The sequence below is a fragment of the Streptomyces sp. NPDC005423 genome, from assembly GCF_040606415.1.
Taxonomy (GTDB): domain Bacteria; phylum Actinomycetota; class Actinomycetes; order Streptomycetales; family Streptomycetaceae; genus Streptomyces.
Window position 1 is genome coordinate 49,144 of sequence record NZ_JBEXET010000002.1, and the last position, 14,643, is coordinate 63,786.

The 14,643-nt window shown below is 72.5% G+C and carries 14 protein-coding genes, 1 other RNA gene and 1 pseudogene; 7 read left to right on the forward strand and 9 right to left on the reverse strand.

Going from position 1 to position 14,643, the window contains the following annotated elements:
- Window position 1 precedes the first annotated feature (1 nt).
- From ABZT12_RS04040 to ABZT12_RS04050, 3 genes are all read left to right on the forward strand, one after another.
- Window positions 2–790: an MBL fold metallo-hydrolase gene (locus ABZT12_RS04040; RefSeq protein ID WP_356376885.1), complete on the forward strand. Its 789-nt coding sequence runs from the start codon at window positions 2–4 to the stop codon at window positions 788–790.
- Between the two features lie 32 nt (window positions 791–822).
- Entirely contained in the window at window positions 823–1,806 is a 984-nt protein-coding gene (locus ABZT12_RS04045; protein WP_356378064.1) for an NAD(P)-dependent oxidoreductase, read from the forward strand.
- 168 nt (window positions 1,807–1,974) lie between these two features.
- Window positions 1,975–2,610: a DUF4232 domain-containing protein gene (locus ABZT12_RS04050; RefSeq protein ID WP_356376888.1), complete on the forward strand. Its 636-nt coding sequence runs from the start codon at window positions 1,975–1,977 to the stop codon at window positions 2,608–2,610.
- A 41-nt stretch (window positions 2,611–2,651) separates the two neighbouring features.
- On the opposite strand, the gene ABZT12_RS04055 is transcribed toward ABZT12_RS04050, so the two are convergent.
- Both ABZT12_RS04055 and ABZT12_RS04060 read right to left on the reverse strand, forming a co-directional pair.
- The gene (locus ABZT12_RS04055; RefSeq protein ID WP_356378135.1) at window positions 2,652–2,777 is read right to left on the reverse strand and encodes a hypothetical protein; all 126 of its coding nucleotides are present in this window, start codon (window positions 2,775–2,777) and stop codon (window positions 2,652–2,654) included.
- 378 nt (window positions 2,778–3,155) lie between these two features.
- Window positions 3,156–3,695 carry a hypothetical protein gene (locus ABZT12_RS04060; protein WP_356376891.1) on the reverse strand — a complete coding sequence of 180 codons (540 nt, stop codon included), beginning with the start codon at window positions 3,693–3,695 and terminating at the stop codon, window positions 3,156–3,158.
- A 653-nt stretch (window positions 3,696–4,348) separates the two neighbouring features.
- Here ABZT12_RS04060 and ABZT12_RS04065 point away from each other — a divergent pair.
- Entirely contained in the window at window positions 4,349–4,699 is a 351-nt protein-coding gene (locus ABZT12_RS04065; RefSeq protein ID WP_356376894.1) for a type II toxin-antitoxin system Phd/YefM family antitoxin, read from the forward strand.
- Between the two features lie 571 nt (window positions 4,700–5,270).
- On the opposite strand, the gene rnpB is transcribed toward ABZT12_RS04065, so the two are convergent.
- The 4 genes and pseudogenes from rnpB to ABZT12_RS04085 form a co-directional block, all read right to left on the reverse strand.
- Window positions 5,271–5,674: RNase P RNA component class A (rnpB, locus tag ABZT12_RS04070), an RNA gene on the reverse strand.
- Between the two features lie 70 nt (window positions 5,675–5,744).
- Window positions 5,745–6,572: pseudogene (locus ABZT12_RS04075) on the reverse strand (DMT family transporter); the annotation flags it as partial.
- 19 nt (window positions 6,573–6,591) lie between these two features.
- Window positions 6,592–7,422, reverse strand: a complete 831-nt coding sequence (locus tag ABZT12_RS04080) for an AraC family transcriptional regulator (RefSeq protein ID WP_356376898.1) — start codon at window positions 7,420–7,422, stop codon at window positions 6,592–6,594.
- A gap of 81 nt (window positions 7,423–7,503) precedes the next feature.
- Entirely contained in the window at window positions 7,504–8,187 is a 684-nt protein-coding gene (locus ABZT12_RS04085; RefSeq protein WP_356376901.1) for a TetR/AcrR family transcriptional regulator, read from the reverse strand.
- A 107-nt stretch (window positions 8,188–8,294) separates the two neighbouring features.
- On the opposite strand from ABZT12_RS04085, the gene ABZT12_RS04090 reads away from it, so the two are divergent.
- From ABZT12_RS04090 to ABZT12_RS04100, 3 genes are all read left to right on the forward strand, one after another.
- The gene (locus tag ABZT12_RS04090) at window positions 8,295–9,884 is read left to right on the forward strand and encodes an FAD-dependent monooxygenase (protein WP_356378067.1); all 1,590 of its coding nucleotides are present in this window, start codon (window positions 8,295–8,297) and stop codon (window positions 9,882–9,884) included.
- A gap of 231 nt (window positions 9,885–10,115) precedes the next feature.
- Window positions 10,116–10,898, forward strand: a complete 783-nt coding sequence (gene yaaA / locus ABZT12_RS04095; protein WP_356376904.1) for a peroxide stress protein YaaA — start codon at window positions 10,116–10,118, stop codon at window positions 10,896–10,898.
- 72 nt (window positions 10,899–10,970) lie between these two features.
- Complete coding sequence (locus ABZT12_RS04100) at window positions 10,971–11,675, forward strand: bifunctional 4-hydroxy-2-oxoglutarate aldolase/2-dehydro-3-deoxy-phosphogluconate aldolase (RefSeq protein WP_356376907.1); 705 nt, start codon at window positions 10,971–10,973, stop codon at window positions 11,673–11,675.
- Here ABZT12_RS04100 and ABZT12_RS04105 read toward each other — a convergent pair.
- From ABZT12_RS04105 to ABZT12_RS04115, 3 genes are read right to left on the reverse strand one after another with little or no spacing between them, the layout of a single operon-like run.
- Window positions 11,650–12,909 carry a bifunctional RNase H/acid phosphatase gene (locus ABZT12_RS04105; RefSeq protein WP_356376910.1) on the reverse strand — a complete coding sequence of 420 codons (1,260 nt, stop codon included), beginning with the start codon at window positions 12,907–12,909 and terminating at the stop codon, window positions 11,650–11,652. The genes ABZT12_RS04100 and ABZT12_RS04105 overlap by 26 nt on opposite strands.
- A 21-nt stretch (window positions 12,910–12,930) precedes the next feature.
- A complete protein-coding gene (locus tag ABZT12_RS04110) occupies window positions 12,931–13,674 on the reverse strand; it encodes a C4-type zinc ribbon domain-containing protein (RefSeq protein WP_356378070.1) in 744 nt (247 codons plus the stop codon).
- The gene (locus tag ABZT12_RS04115) at window positions 13,671–14,537 is read right to left on the reverse strand and encodes a Nif3-like dinuclear metal center hexameric protein (protein WP_356376913.1); all 867 of its coding nucleotides are present in this window, start codon (window positions 14,535–14,537) and stop codon (window positions 13,671–13,673) included. Before ABZT12_RS04115 ends, ABZT12_RS04110 begins: the two co-directional genes overlap by 4 nt.
- Window positions 14,538–14,643: the final 106 nt, after the last annotated feature.

A 14,643-nucleotide genomic window follows, 5' to 3' on the forward strand; every position in this document is an offset into this window, starting at 1 on the left:
CATGAAGGTCCACCACCTCAACTGCGGCACCATGCGGCCTCCCGGCACCCACCTGGTCTGCCACGTCCTGCTGATCGAGACCCCGGCGGCCGGCCTGGTCCTGGTGGACTCCGGCTACGGCCTCGACGACGTGGCGGAACCCCGCCGCAGACTGGGGCCGACCCGCCACCTCGTACGCCCGGTCCTCAGGCCCGAGGAGACGGCGGCCGAACAGGTCGAACGGCTCGGCTTCCACCGTACGGACGTACGCCACATCGTCATCACCCACTTCGACGTCGACCACATAGGCGGCCTCTCCGACTTCCCCGAAGCGACCGTGCACGCGACGGCGGCCGAGGTACTGGGCGCGGTGACCTCCCCTTCCCGCCGGGAGAGAACGCGATTCCGGCCCGCCCAGTGGGCCCACGGCCCGAAGCTCGTCGAGCACTCCGCGACCGGTGAGCGCTGGCGCGACTTCGCCGCGGCGAAGGAACTGACCGACATCTCCCCGGGCATCGTCCTGGTCCCGCTCCCCGGCCACACCCGGGGCCACACTTGCGTGGCGGTCGACACCGGCCCCCGCTGGATCCTGCACACCGGCGACGCGTTCTACCACCACGGCACACTCGACGGCCGCTCCCCGGTCCCGCGCTCCCTGACCACGATGGAGAACCTCGTCGCCCACGACCGCGCCCAGGTCCACGCCAACCACGCCCGTCTGGCCGAACTCCACCACCGGGCCGACGCGGACCTGCTGATCGTCAACGCGCACGACCCGGCACTGCTGGAGCGGGCCCGCGCGGGTACCTGACGGGTGGCAGAGACCGCCGGGAACTGGGCAGGCTGAACCCGACGAGCCGCAGCCGCGGTCACGTCGACGCCCACGCCCGTTCAGAAAGCCGAGTCATGACGACCGAGAAACTCACCGTAGCCGTCCTGGGCACCGGAATCATGGGGGCCGCGATGGCCCGCAACCTCGCCCGCGCCGGCCACTCCGTCCACGCCTGGAACCGCAGCCGGACCAAGGCCGAACCCCTCTCCGCCGACGGCGCCCGCATCGCCGACACCCCGGCCGAGGCCGTACGGGACGCGGACGTCGTCCTCACCATGCTCTACGACGGCGCCACCGTCCTGGAGGTCATGACCCAGGCCGCCCCGGCCCTGCGCCCCGGCACCGCCTGGGTCCAGTCGACGACATCGAGCCTGGAATCCGTCGCCGCCCTGGCGGACCTCGCCGCCACCCAGGGCCTGCACTTCTACGACGCCCCGGTCCTCGGCACCCGCCAGCCCGCGGAGGCCGGACAGCTGACGGTCCTGGCGGCGGGCCCGGAGACAGGCCGGGAACGCGTGACGCCGGTCTTCGACGCGGTGGGCGCCCGTACGACCTGGGTGGGCGAGGACGGCGCGCAGGCCACCGCCACCCGCCTGAAACTGGTCGCCAACAGCTGGGTCCTGGCGGTCACCAACGCGGCCGGCGAGGCCCTGGCCCTCTCCAAGGGCCTCGGCGTCGACCCCGCGAACTTCCTCGACCTCATCGCGGGCGGCCCCCTCGACATGCCCTACCTGCACGCCAAGTCGGCGGCCATCCTCAACGACGCCCTGACTCCGGCGAGTTTCGCGGTCACGACGGCGGAGAAGGACGCCCGCCTCATCGTCGAGGCGGGCGCCAACCACGGCGTCCGCCTCGACGGGGCGGCAGCGGGCGCGGCACGGTTCGCCCGAGCCGCCGCCTCGGGCCACGGGGAGGAGGACATGGCGGCGGCCTATTTCGCGAGCTTCGAGGCCGACCCGCCCGAGGCAGACGGCGACACCCACGGCACGGAGTGAGGGCGCCCGCCACCGCCGCACACGTCACCGCCGAGTCACAGGAAGCCCACAGCACGACCACAGCGAGCCCCCGGCGGAACCCCACCGCCGGACAGACCCGTCTCCCCCGGCAAGAACCGGCACGAACCGGCGAACACCGGTCCGTGTGAACCGAATTCGGGGGACACCATGCAGAAAAGCAGCATCCGCAAGGTCGCGACGGTGATGACGACACTGTCGGCCGCCCTGGCGCTGGCCGCGTGCCGGCCGACCGCGACCGCCGCGGGTCCGGAGCCCGGGACACCGTCGACCACACCGACGGTACGCACGTCCTCCCTCTCCGCGGCCACCGCGGCCACCGCGGCCACCGCGCACACCCGGCTCCGTACCTGCCCGCCGACCGCCCTCAAAGTGACCGCCCGCCAGGCGGCCAACCGCCCCCAGGGCACCGGAACCGGCGCGGCGATCATCACGTTCACCAACACCTCCCGCACCCCGTGCACCCTCCAGGGCCACCCCACCGTGGCCGGCGCCGGCAACGGCTCCCCCCACCGCAACCACCCGTTGAGGGTCACCCGCAAGGGCCCCGCCACCCCCGTCACCCTCGCCCCGCACGCCCACGCCTGGCTGAAACTGACCTTCGTCCAGGTCCAGGGCGAGGCCGACGGCTACTGCGACTCCGGCGCCACACCGTCCACTTACCCCACCCTGGTCATCGGCCTGCCGAACGCGGGCTCCCACCAAGTAGCCCTGAACGACGGCGTCTTCGCAGAATGCGACAACAAGGTGACAGCCACGGGGGTATCGGGAGTGCGACCGGCCTGACGGGTGGGCTCCCGCCACCGGCCGCACGGGTCACGCTGTCGTCACTGTCCGCGTCGCGGGCTCGGCGTCTGCGGGGAGGGGGCGAGGGCGCCCAGCATCAACTCGGGGTCGCGTACGCCCGCGAGACGGGCGAAGCTCAGGACGTACTCCCTCGTGCGGTCCTGCAACCAAGTGACCTCACCCAGTCACTCGGCGCGAACCTGCCGGCCGGCGTCTCGATCGGAGCGGACGAACGACTCGTGGTCATCCCGAGAAACATGCTCGTCGCGGCGAAGCCGGATATCCCAAGCGTTTGACTCTTTCCCCAGCGGGGTTTCCGAGCGTATGGATCGCCCTGCGCATCACGCGGACTTCGCCCGTATCCACGACAGCGGCATCGGCTTCCTGAACAAGCTCTGACGCAGGCAGAATTTCGCGCAGACCGGACAACGAGAAGGACCACCCGGTCCCCGAAGTACTGATTTTCGGGGACCGTTCCGTCCTGCCGCATGCGGTGGAACGGGGTGGGGGCACGTTGCGAGAAGCGCACCCCCGACCGTACGCGGTCACCAGGTGTGAGCCACGTCCACCACAAGGTGGTTGGCCGTCTGGAAGACCCTGAACGGCAGCCGGGCGCGGACGCCGAGTCCGGCCTGGGTGTAACCCTCGGAGCCACCGGTGAATTTGAACTCCCGGAAGGTGCGGTACCCGGCGACGACGACGGCCGGAAGCGACGGGTAGGGCTCGCCGGTCTCAGGGTCGTAGCGCGAGGAGAACAGCGAGATCTCCAGAATGGCTCCGCCCTTGATCGGAACCACGACGTCGGACGGGTCCTGGTGCAGCACGTCGACGTAGCGGACGTTGTAGCCGATCGGGTCGGCCGCCGTGCCCTCGGTGTCGAGGACCAGCCGGTCGAAGCACTCGTGCTGCCCGGCCCTCACGTCGGTCAGCCGCCTGGAAGCAACGGAGTCCCCGCTCTTGTCCAGGCTTCCCCACGTCACGGCACAGTCCACGGCCGTCGGCGCGGCCACCGCCGGCACCGCGCCGGACAACAGGCCGCCGCCCGCCACCATTATCGCGGCCAGTGCAATACCTATTCGCCTCATGACTACCCCCCAGTAGTTCGCGTAGGTGTGTGCCTGTACAGACCGGCGGCCCGCCGGAAGGTTGTGCGTAGTGAAGTAGTCCATCGCTGCACAGGGGTCCGTTCCAGCCCCAGTCGCCTCGCCAGACCAACGCCTTCCGTGCGCCACCGCGTGACCCTGACGCCGATCACGTCGTCGGCGACCTCCTCGAACTCCGCGGGCAGGACGGCCGGATCACCACGCTCATCGTCAGCCTTTTGGCCATAGTGGAGGTGGGTCACAGCAGTGAGCCCGCCGGAAAAAACGACCGCCCCGACAAGAGGGATGGCCTTTGAGACGGCCTTCAAGAAGGAGGCCGACCCCCGCGCCTCAGACGCCCACCCAGGCAGCCGCAGAGTCGGCAGCCCCGTCACCGCCACCACCTCAGCCGCTCCAGCAGCTCAGCGCGCTTCCCGGTCCAGCCCGGGCGACACCGCAGGCAAGGCGAGGAGCCGGGGACCGACGGCTCGGAGTGGCCACTGACCGAAACCCAGCGCTGCCCGAGCGGTCTCGGCTGGTGGCCACCTCCCGGACGAAGTTGAGGACACCTCCGGGGCCGCCCCAGGCGGGACACTCAACAAAATTCGTACTAGAATCTGTACAGAATCAAGCCTCTATATGGGTACGGTGACAGCATGGAGATTCCAGAAGTCGTGACCGTCAGTGACGCTCGCGCGAGACTGTCGCGGATCCTGACCGACCTGTCGGAGTCCGGCGCGGATGCCGATCCGGTCCTGATCGGCGCCCACCGCAAGCCCCAGGGCGTCCTCCTGTCCGTCGAGGCATTCGAGGCGTTGAGCGGCCGAGTGGCACGACGTGCGTCCGTCGCCTCGGCCACCGGCTCCATCGAGGCCGAGGGGCTCCAGGCCTCCAATGCCTCGGACCGCGACACGGAGGCATACGTGAAGGGCGACCTCGACGTGGACACCCTTGTCGCCCGCGCGATCGCCCGCCACCGACAGACTTCGGAGCGGCGGGCAGGGTGAACGACCCGTGCCATGCCCAACGGCGTGCTGCGCAACAACCTCGGCATCACCGACCATCAACTGCTGGCGGCAGCGGAGGCGGACATCACCCGGGCGCGCCTGGTCATGCTCGCCGAACGCCCCCTGCCCGGCGCGTACGACCTCCGCCATCTCCGAGCGTTCCACGCCGCGATCTTCGGTGACATCTACCCGTGGGCAGGCGAGTTACGCACCGTGAACATCGCCAAGCGCACACCGTTCTGCCCGGCGAGAAATCTGGTGCCCTACGCCGGAGAGGTCTTCGGTCACCTCGCCTCCTCCGGTCATCTGCGGAAATCTCCACCGGCAGGCATTCGTCATGCAGCTGGCCACGTCGTACGGCGACTTGAACGTTCTCCACCCGTTCCGCGAGGGCAACGGCCGTGCCCAGCGGGCGTTCCTCGCCCAACTCGGCGCCGACGCGGGATACGCCCTGAACTGGTCGGGCATGGACCCTCAACGCAACGAGGACGCCTCGGTGACAACACTCTGTTGGAGCAGCTACTCGACGAGCTGGTCACCACGGAATTTCACTGGTCAGGGCCCTGAGCGGCAGACGAGTCGGGCTGTACGCCGGGTTCTGTGCCGGGGTTTCTCGCGAAGGCCCCGGTGGCGGCCATCCATCTAGGGCCGGTGTTGCCACCGGCCTCGTGCGGTCTACCCGTGGACTCGGGCGGGCAGCCCTCGGGCGTCCACGCAGAGACACCTAGGTGTCTCCTTTTGACCTTGCTCCGGGTGGGGTTTACCTAGCTGCCCAGGTCGCCCTGGGCACTGGTGGTCTCTTACACCACCGTTTCACCCTTACCCGGTGCCGAAGCGCCGGGCGGTTTGTTTTCTGTGGCACTGTCCCGCGGGTCACCCCGGGTGGCCGTTAGCCATCACCCTGCCCTGTGGAGCCCGGACGTTCCTCGGGGAGGGCCCGCTAGGGGCACTCCACGCGGCCGTCCGCCCGGCTCGTCTGCCGTGTGGACCATGGTACCGGGCGGCGGGAGGGCTTACGCGCCGGTCCCGCCGTCGCCAGGACCGAGCCCGCCAGGATCAGGGTGAAGGCCACCAGGATTCCGGGGGTGAGGCTCTCGTTCAGGAAGAGGGCTCCGGCCGCGACCGCCACCGCCGGGTTGACGTAGGTGATCACCGTCGCCCGGGTCGGGCCCGCCTCCTTGATCAGTTCCAGGAAGGCGACGAAGGCGACCGCCGTGCAGATCACGCCGAGGCCGGCCAGGGAGGCCAGGACGTGCGGCGGGGGGAGCCGTGACGGCCAGCTGGTCGCCGCCGCCGGGGCGTACACCAGGGCCGCCAGCGCCAGGCACGGGGCGGTCAGTTGGAGGGTCGGGACGTCCTTCAGGCGGCGCGAGGCGATCAGCGGGGCCGTCGCGTAGCCGAGGACCGTCAGCAGGACCTCCAGCAGGGAGCGGGCGTCGCCGCCCGTCAGGTGCGGGACGGTGAGGACCGTGACGCCGGTCAGACCGAGCAGGAGTCCCGTCACGCGGCGGGCGCCCAGCCGTTCCGTGGGGCCGAGGAGCCGGGCCGCGACCACCCCCACGATCGGTACGCCCGCTATCAGCAGACCCGCCGTGGAGCTGGAGAGATGGCGTTCGGCGTCCGTGAGCGTGAACCACGGGACGATGATCTCGATGCCCGCGAAGGCGAGCATCGGTCGCCAGTGCGTACGGACCGTCCGGGCCAGGCCGCCCTGCCGGAGGGCGAAGGGGAGCAGGAGGAGGGCGCCCAGGGCGCAGCGAGTGAAGACGACCATGGACGGGGAGAGCGTGTCCACCGCCACTTTGATCATCAGGTAGGGGATGCCCCAGACCACGCCCATGAGGGAGAACAGGAACCAGCCGCGTGCAGTCATACGGGGAGTCTCGGTCCGGTCAACGCCCGTGGTCTTGAACGCTGTTGCGGTACGCCGCCGGTGTCACCCCCAGCACCCGCCGGAACCAGCGCGTCAGATGCGCCTGGTCCGCGAAGCCCACCTGGGCCGCCACCTCGGCGGGACGGCCGCCCGCCTCCAGCAGGCCGCGGGCCCGGGTCACCCGGTGCTGCGCGAGCCAGGCGTAGGGCGGTATCCCCATCGTCGTACGGAAGGCGCGCAGGAGTTGGTAACGGGAGAGGGCGAAGTCCTCGGCGAGGCAGGCCAGTGAGGGCGGGGCGGTGAGTTCGTCGGCGAGGCGGTCGCGTACCGCGTGGGCGATCGCGGCGGCCCCCGGGACCGTGTCGGGTGCGGGGCGGGCGGTGGAGTGGCGGCGGGCGAGAGCGGTCAGCAGCCAGGGCAGGCGGGACTCCGTCTCCAACGGGTCCGGGCAGGCGCTGAGTTGGGTGTGCGCGGCGCGCAGGGCCGCGGCCAGTCGGGGGTCGTCGAGGAGGGGATCCCTGAAGTGCGGGAGGCCGCCCAGGGTGCCGTCGGTGAGGAGGGCGGGGTCGGCGTACAGGGCTCGGTAGGCGTAGCCGCCGGTGGTGCTTCCGGGGCCGCCGGTGTGCATCTCTCCCGGCGCGAGTACGACGATGGAGCCGGGGCCGGTGCGGACGTGGCCGCCGCGGTAGTCGATGAGTTCCGAGCCGCCGACGCAGACGCCGATCGTGAACTCGGCGTGGGCGTGCGGGGCGTAGACGTGGCGGTCGAAGCGGGCCGTCAGGAGGTCCAGCGGCGGCCCGGAGCGGCCCAGTCTCGCCCTGGTCCACAGGGCTTGTTCGCGTGTGTTCACCGGTCTCGGCTCCCGTTCGTTCGGTGTTCCCGAGGGTGCAACGCGCGGGGGCCGTTCCGCCATCCGGGGCGGGGCGGTGGATCAGCGGCCGGGGGCGAGCGCCCGTTCCAGGGTGTCGAAGGCCGCGAGCATGCGCGCGGTGTGGTCCTCGGCCAGTTCCGCGGCGCGTTCGCCCGCGAGCAGGCGGCGCGCGGTGGTGACGCAGACCGCGCGGTAGGCGGCGATGACCAGGGCCGCGGTGAGGGCGGGGTCGGGGGTCTCCGGGGCGGTCTCCGCCATGGCGGCGGCGAGGGCGTTCTCGATCTCCTCCAGGCTTTCACGGGCCCGGGCGCGCAGGGCGGGTGAGTCGATCACGACCTGCCAGAAGGCCGGGAACCTGTCGTTGAGTCCGGCCAACGGGTGCCGCTGGTCGAGGAGTTGGACGGCGAGGCGGCGGAGCGCGGCGAGCGGGCTCTCGCCGGGGCGGCGATGGCGTACCGCGCCGGTGAACACCTCGACGGCCTCCGGGACGCGGTCGAAGTACAGGTCCTCCTTGCGCGGGAAGTAGTTGAAGACGGTCATCGTGGAGACCTCGGCGCCGCGCGCCACCTCGGCCACCGACACCTGGTCGAAGCCGCGCTCCATGAAGAGCGCGGTGGCGATGTTCGAGATCCGCTGCCGGGTCGCGCGCTTCTTGCGCTCCCTCAGCGAGAGGACCTCGGCTCCGCCCCCGTCTCCGGCCCCGTCCCCGTGGCCGTCCTTACCTGCGCCTTCGCCTTTACCCATGCACCAAGTGTAGCGGATACAAATTTTTAGTGACTACACTCATTGCCATGAGCGCAGGCATGAGCACAGGCATGAGCACAGACATCAACGCCAGCGATGGCACAGACATGGCCGAGAACACCGACTACGACGTCGTGGTGGCCGGGGCCGGCCCCGTGGGGCTGCTGCTGGCGGCCGAGCTGAAACTCGGCGGGGCACGGGTGCTGGTCGTGGAGCGGCTGGCCGAGGTGGACGAGACGATCAAGGCGGGGGGTGTCAACTCCCAGACCTCCACGGCCCTTTACCGGCGGGGGCTGCTGCCCGCGCTGACCGGACTGCACGAAGAGACGATGAGCCGCTTCAAGGAGTTCATGCGGGCGCGGGCCGCCGACGACAGCGACCGGTCCGGCCCGCCGCCCAGGTCCGCCGGGCACTTCGCCGGGATAACGCTGAGCGCCGATCTGCTCGACGAGTCGGACCCCGCCTTCGCGGACATGGGCCCGGTCGAACGCCTCGCGCTCGTCCCGCAGGCCCCGCTGGAACGGCTGCTCGGCCGGCACGCCGACACCCTCGGCGTCGAGGTGCGCAGGCAGGTCGAGTTGACCGGTTTCGAGGCCGACGAGGACGACGGGGTGACGGTGCGCCTCGCACCCACGGACGGCTCCGCGCCGTATGCGGTCCGGGCCGGTTGGCTGGTCGGCTGCGACGGTGGCCGCAGCCTCGTACGCAAGCTCGCCGGACTGGCCTTCCCCGGTACCGCGCCGGAGATCACCGGCCGCCAGGCGATCGCCGACATGACCGGCACCGAATCGCTGCGGACCGGCTGGAACACCACGGCCACGGGGACGTACGCGTACGGTCCGATGCCGGGGCGGGTGCTCACCGTCGAGTTCGACGGGCCGCCCGCCGACCGTCAATCCCCGCTCACCGCGGCGGAGTTGCAGGCCAGTGTGCGCCGGGTGACCGGCGTCGACGTCACCGTCCAGCGGGTGCACTCGTCGACCCGGTTCACCGACAACTGCCGCCAGGCGGAGAGTTATCGCTCGGGCCGGGTGCTGCTGGCGGGCGACGCGGCGCACGTGCACTCGCCGTTCGGCGGGCAGGGGCTCAACCTCGGTGTCGGGGACGCGATGAACCTCGGCTGGAAGCTCGCCCTGGTGGTGCGCGGCCGGGCGCCGGTGGAGCTGCTGGACACGTACACGGCGGAGCGGCATCCGATCGGCGCCTGGGTGCTGGAGTGGACGCGCGCGCAGATCGCGGCGATGCGCCCCGAGCCGCACGCCCGGGCGCTGCGTGAGGTGCTCACCGACCTGACGCGCACGGTCGACGGCACGACGTACCTCGTCAAGCGGATCTCCGGCGTCTGGCAGCACTACGACCTGTCCGGCGGTCATCCCCTGACCGGCCGCAGCGCCCCCGACCTCGAACTCGCCGACGGCAGCCGCCTCGCCGACCATCTGCACACCGGCCGGGCCCTCCTCCTCGACCTCACCGACGACCCGAAACTCCGGGCGCGCGCCGACGGGTACCCGGACGTGGTGGACGTTCTTGCCGCCGTCTGCCCCCAACGGCCGGAGCTGGCGGGGCTGTTGGTGCGTCCGGACGGGATCACGGCATGGGCCGCGGACACCGGCGGCGACACCGGGGAGGCGGGGAGTCCGGAGGACGCGCTGCGGCGGTGGTTCGGCGAGCCCGCCGACAGCGCAGACCGCCCGTAGCGGGGGGCGGGCAGGGAGCGTACGGGGCAGCAACGGGCGCGTGGGGGGGGGAAGCGCGGGGAGGTCGCGTCCCGGCGCACCGCGCAGCCCGCCCCGCGCGGCCCGCCTCATGGAGCCCCGGCGTGCGGGCCGGTGCGCAGGCCCCTGCGGGTGGCCCGCAGGGCTGGCCGCCGCGACCGGTGCCACCCCGTACGCTGGCGCCGGGCCCCCCACCGCGAGGAGAGAATCACCGTGCTTGTCCTGCTGCCGCCGTCCGAAGGCAAGGCATCCTCCGGCCGGGGCGCCCCGCTGAAGCCGGAGACGCTGTCGCTGCCGGGGCTCGCCGCCGCCCGCGCGGCCGTGCTGGACGAGCTGGTCGACCTGTGCGCCGCCGACGAGGAGAAGGCGCGCGAGGTGCTCGGACTGAGCGAGGGGCTGCGCGGCGAGATCGCGAAGAACACCGGACTGCGCACGGCCGGGGCGCGGCCGGCCGGGGAGATCTACACCGGTGTCCTCTACGACGCCCTCGGCCTCGCCTCGCTGGACGCCGCCGCGAGGAAGCGGGCCGCGCGCTCGCTGCTGGTCTTCTCGGGGCTCTGGGGCGCGGTGCGGGTGACGGACCGCATTCCGTCGTACCGCTGCTCGATGGGGGTGCGGCTGCCGGGGCTGGGCGCGCTGGGCGCGTACTGGCGGGCGCCGATGGCGGCGGTCCTGCCCGAGGCCGCCGGGAACGGGCTCGTACTGGATCTGCGCTCCTCGGCGTACGCGACCGCGTGGCGGCCGAAGGGCGGGATCGCGGAGCGGACGGCGAGCGTACGGGTACTGCACGCGCCGACCCGGAAGGTCGTCAGCCACTTCAACAAGGCGACCAAGGGGCGGATCGTGCGCGGTCTGCTGTCGTCGCCGGCCGTGCCCGGGACGCCTGCCGAGCTGGTGGAGGCGGTGCGGGACCTCGGGTACACGGTGGAGGCGGCGGCGCCCGCGCGGGCGGGGCAGGCGTGGGCGCTGGACGTGCTGGTGGACGAGGTGCACTGACCAGCCCCCGCATGCATTGCAGTGTGCGCAACGCCCTTTGCGCAGGGTGCGGCACCTGGGCAGGATGACGCTATGGCCTCCTCATCTCCGTGCCCGCCCTCCGTACCGCTGCCCGCCTCGCCCCTCCCCGTTTCGCCCCTCCCCGCCCCCTCCCTGCTCGACCGGGCTCCCGTCGTGCCCGTCGTCGTACTGGAGGACGCCGGGGACGCCGTGCCGCTGGCCCGCGCGCTGGTGGCCGGCGGGCTGCCGCTGATCGAGGTGACGCTGCGGACGCCGGCCGCGCTGGACGCGGTGCGGGCGATCGCCGAAGAGGTGCCGGGGGCGGTCGTCGGTACCGGCACGGTGCTCACCGCGGAACAGGTGGCGCGGTCGGTGGCGGCGGGGGCGCGGTTCCTGGTCAGCCCCGGGTGGACGGAGCTTCTGCTGGAGGCGATGCGGGCGTCCGGGCTGCCGTTCCTGCCGGGGGTGTCGACCGCCACCGAGGTGGTCGCGCTGCTGGAGCGCGGGGTGCGGGAGATGAAGTTCTTCCCGGCCGAGGCGGCGGGCGGCACCGCCTATCTGAAGTCGCTGGCCGGGCCCCTGCCGCAGGCCCGGTTCTGTCCGACCGGCGGCATCGGGGCCGACTCCGCGCCCGAGTACCTGGCGCTGCCCAACGTCGGCTGCGTGGGCGGGAGTTGGATGGTCCCGGCGGACGCCGTCGGCGCCGGGGACTGGGCGCGGATCGAGGCGCTGGCCCGCCGGGCGGCCGGGCTCAGCGCAGGTGGGACGTGTCGTTGAAGAGACGGACGCTCGCGTTGCCGTCCGCGTAGTACGCCACCGTCGACAGCGAGGCCGCCGACAGCTCCATGCGGTACAGGGACTCCGGCGGGGCGCCCAGCGCCAGCCGTACCAGCGTCTTGATCGGCGTGACGTGGGTGACGAGCAGGACCGTACGGCCGGCGTGCTCCTCGGTCAGCCGGTCGCGGGCCGCCGCGACGCGGGTGGCGGTCTCCGCGAAGCTCTCGCCGTCGCCGGTCGGGCGGACGTCGGGGTCGGCGAGCCAGGCGGTCAGGTCGTCGGGGTAGCGCTCCCGGACCTCGCCGAAGGTCAGCCCCTCCCAGGCGCCGAAGTCCGTCTCGCGCAGGCCCTCGTCGGTCGTCACGTCCAGGCCGAGGCGGTCCGCCACCGCGGCGGCGGTCTCCCGGGTGCGGGTCAGGGGGGAGGCGACGATCCGCTCGACGGTGCCGCGGGCGGCGAGGGCCGTCGCGACCCGTTCGGCCTGGGCGCGGCCGGTGGCGGAGAGGGACGGGTCGGTGCCGCCGCTGCCGGAGAAGCGTTTCTGGGGGGTGAGGAGGGTCTCGCCGTGGCGGAGGAGGACGAAGGTGGCCGGGGCGCCCATGTCGGCGGGTGCGCCCCAGCCGACCGACGGCCGCGTCGCGACGTTCCGGGCGGCCCGCAGATCGGCCGCGGCCTTGCCGGCCGCCTGCGCGGTGCCGGTACCGGTACCGGCACCTGAGCCTGTTCCCGTGCCTGAGCCTGTGCCCGTGCCTGTTCCCGTGGGCCGGGCGGCCGGGCGGGAGGCCGGCAGGTCCGCCGTCGACGCCGACGCCGACCAGCGCTCGCCCCGCTTCCCCGCGTCCATCGCCTCGTTCGCCAGCCGGTCCGCGTGCTTGTTCCGCTCGCGCGGGATCCACTCGTACGTGACGCGGGTGGCCGGGAAGACCCCGCCCGCCTCGGCCGCCAGGGGCTTCATGTCGGGGTGTTTGATCTTCCAGCGGCCCGACATCTGCTCGACGACGAGCTTGGAGTCCATCCGGACGTGGATCGTGGCGGCCGGGTCCAGGGTGTGGGCGGCGCGCAGGCCGGCGAGCAGGCCGCGGTACTCGGCGACGTTGTTCGTGGCGACCCCGATGTACTCGGCCGTCTCCGCCAGGGTCTCCCCCGTGGCCGCGTCGAGCACCACGGACCCGTAGCCCGCGGGCCCCGGGTTGCCCCGGGAACCGCCGTCTGCCTCGACAATGAACTCCCGCACGGCGAACGCTCCTTGGACGTCTTACAGACCGGACTCGGACGTACGCACCAGGATGCGGCGGCAGTTCTCGCAGCGCACCACCGTGTCCGGCGCCGCCGCGCGGATCTCGTTGATGTCGGTGATCGCCAGCTCCTGGCGGCAGCCCTGGCAAGTCCGCTGGTAGAGCCTGGCCGCGCCGACGCCGCCCTGCTGGGCGCGGAGCTTGTCGTAGAGCTTGAGCAGCTCCGCGGGGATGACGCCCGCGATCACCTCGCGCTCCTTGGTGACGGAGTCCTCCTCGCCGTCGAGCGACGCGAAGGCGGCGTCGCGGCGGGCCGTCGCGTCGCCGATCCTCGACTCGACGGAGGAGACCCGGCCGGTGAGTTCACCGACCCGCTCCTGTGCGGACTCGCGGCGCTCCATGACTTCGAGGACGACGTCCTCCAGGTCGCCCTGGCGCTTGGCGAGGGAGGTGATCTCGCGCTGGAGGTTCTCCAGGTCCTTGGAGGAGGTGACGGCACCGGAGTCCAGGCGCTGCTGGTCGCGGACGGAGCGCTGGCGCACCTGGTCCACGTCCTGCTCGGCCTTGGTCTGCTCGCGGGCGCAGTCGCTCTCCTCGGTCTGCGCGGCGACCAGGAGGTCGCGCAGCTGTGTGAGGTCCTTGGTCAGCGAGTCGATCTCGGTGTGCTCCGGCAGCGACCGGCGCTTGTGGGCGAGCTGCTGGAGGCGTACGTCGAGGGCCTGGACGTCGAGGAGTCGGATCTGGTCGGCGGGCGCGGCGTTCAGTTGGGGGCTCCCAGGGGGTCAGTGAGGGTGGAGGACGCCGCGTGGGCGGTCCAGGGGTCGGTGACCGTCTTCGAGACGTGGACCCGCAGGCCCCAGCCCGCGCGGTCGGAGACCGCGTCGAGCTGGGTGGCGGCCAGCTCGCACCAGGGCCACTCGGTGGCCCAGTGTGCGGCGTCGAGCAGCGCCAGCGGAGCGCGGGCGCTGTCGGCGGCGAACTCGGAGACGGGGTGGTGGCGCAGGTCCGCGGTGAGGAAGGCGTCGACGCCCGCCGCGCGTACCGCGTCGAGGAGGCTGTCGCCGGAGCCGCCGCTGACGGCCACGGTGCGGACCAGGGCGTCGGGGTCGCCGGCGACGCGGATGCCCTGCGCGGTGGCGGGCAGCCGTTCGGCGGCGCGGGCGGCGAGTTCGCGGACGGTGAGCGGGTGGTCCAGGGCGCAGACCCGGCCGAGGCCGCGGCGGCCCGCGGGGTCGGTGGGGTCCGGTACGAGCGGTCCCTCGATCCGCAGGTCGAGCGCGCCGGCGAGGGCGTCGGAGACTCCGGGGTCGGCGCGGTCGGCGTTGGTGTGGGCGACGTGCAGGGCGATGTCGTGCTTGATCAGGGTGTGCACCACCCGGCCCTTGGGGGTCGAGGCCGCGACCGTGGTCGTACCGCGCAGATAGAGCGGATGGTGGGTGACCAGCAGGTCGGCGCGGAGCCGTACGGCCTCCTCGACGATCCCGGCGACCGGGTCGACGGCGAACAGCACGCGGGTGACGTCCTGTTCGGGGTCGCCCACGACGGTACCGACCGCGTCCCAGGACTCGGCCCGCTCGGCGGGCCAGAGCTCCTCCAGCGCGGCGATGACTTCAGACAGACGGGGCACGGGTGAAAGGCTACCTGGCCGCACTGCGGGGCTGAACCGCCGGAAGCGGGCGGCCGGCCTGCCCGGCCCCGGTCAGCACAAGCGCCTCCGTTTCCTCTGGTGAATC